Genomic DNA, 1,566 nt, shown 5'->3' with positions numbered 1-1,566 from the left:
TACTGGAACAGCGCGCCGGTGCCATCCCTCTTGTAGCCCTTGCGATAGACCAGCGACACCGGCACCTTCACCCCGTCGCGCGCGGTGATCCACACCCGGTCGGTCTCGTACTTCGAGGCGTCATAGCCGATCACCGGCTGCTGCTTCAGCTGGCGACGCTCACCGGTGGCGGTGTTCAGTTCGTACACTGTGGTCGGCGTGGTCATCGAGGTGTACACGTAGCGCAGCCACGTGGTGTCAGCCTCGGTGTTGTCGCCCAGGCCCATCGAATAGGCCGGTTCGTCGGCCTTTACGTAGTCGTTGCGGCCGTCCTTGAACAGCAGCCGGATGCGCTCCAGGCCTTCGGAACGTTCGGCGATGGCGGTGTAGGTATCGAACAGTTCGAAGCCTTCGATGAACACTGCATCGTCATGGGCGATCCAGTCCTTCCACTGTGCGCGCGAGGTGGCGTCGGTCGGTGCGGTCACCAGCTTGAAGTTCTTCGCACCATCATTGGTGCGGATCACCCAGCGGCCGTCGTAGTGGTCGGCGTCGTACTCCACGTCGCGCTGGCGCGGGGCGAGCACGGTGAACGTGGTCGGGTCGCTGGCCGGCGCGTAGCGCTCTTCGGAGGACACGGTGCTGTGCACGCCGATGGTGATGAATCGATCGTCGCGGGTGCGGCCGATGCCCATGTAGAAGCTGTCGTCCTTCTCTTCGTAGACGACGGTGTCGGCGCTGGCCGGGGTGCCCAGCACGTGCTTCTTCACCCGCACGGTCAGCAGGGTTTCCGGATCGTTCTCGACATACAGCACGGTGCGGTTGTCGTCGGCCCAGACCAGGTCACCGGAGGTGCCGGTGATCGTGTCCGGCAGCACCGCGCCGGTACGCAGGTCCTTGAAGCGGATGACGTACTGGCGGCGACCCACGTCATCGTCGGCCCAGGCCAGCAGCTGGTTGTCCTGGCTGACCTCCATCGAGCCGACGCTGAAATAGCCCTTGCCGGCAGCCATCGTGTTGACGTTGAGCAGGACCTCTTCCGGCGCGTCCATGCTGGCCTTGCGGCGCGCATGGATGGGATAGTCCTGGCCGGTCTCGTAGCGGCTGTAGTACCAGTAGCCGCGCTCGCGCGCCGGAACGCTGGCATCGTCCTGCTTGATGCGGCCGACGATCTCGCCGTACAGCGCATCCTCCAGCGGCTTCAGCGGTGCCAGCAGCTGGTCGGCGTAGGCGTTCTCGGCCTGCAGGTAGGCCAGCATGGCCTTGTCCTCACGCTTGTCGTCGCGCAGCCAGTAATAGTCATCGTTGCGGGTCGCGCCGAACGGCGCCTTGACCACGTGCGGACGCTTCTCAACATCCGGCGGAACGGGCGGGGTGGCGGCGGTAGCGGTGCTGGTCATCAGGCTCGCAAGCAACAGGCAGAGAGTGGATTTCATGAAATAAGGCTCCTTGATCGGCAATGCAATGGCGTCCTTGCGCCTGAGTCTGGGTGGCAGGAGGGCTGCGGGCAACCCTGCGGATCGTCATGGACGCGCGGGGTAGTGCCGGCCGCTGGCCGGCAACCGCAACAGACTGTTCATTCCGAGG

Annotated in this window: 1 protein-coding gene; it reads right to left on the bottom strand. The window is 64.8% G+C overall.

All coding sequences use genetic code 11. From position 1 onward, the window contains the following. Positions 1-1,415, bottom strand: a 1,415-nt coding sequence (locus AB4Y84_RS21270; RefSeq protein WP_442250889.1) for a S9 family peptidase, incomplete at its 3' end; no start/stop codon positions are given. Positions 1,416-1,566 lie beyond the last annotated feature (151 nt).

The sequence above is a fragment of the Stenotrophomonas sp. 2YAF22 genome (genome assembly GCF_052114665.1).
GTDB classification, from domain to species: Bacteria; Pseudomonadota; Gammaproteobacteria; order Xanthomonadales; family Xanthomonadaceae; genus Stenotrophomonas; species Stenotrophomonas indicatrix.
Note: the sequence above shows the minus strand (reverse complement) of the source record. Positions and strands in the feature narration are given on the sequence as shown.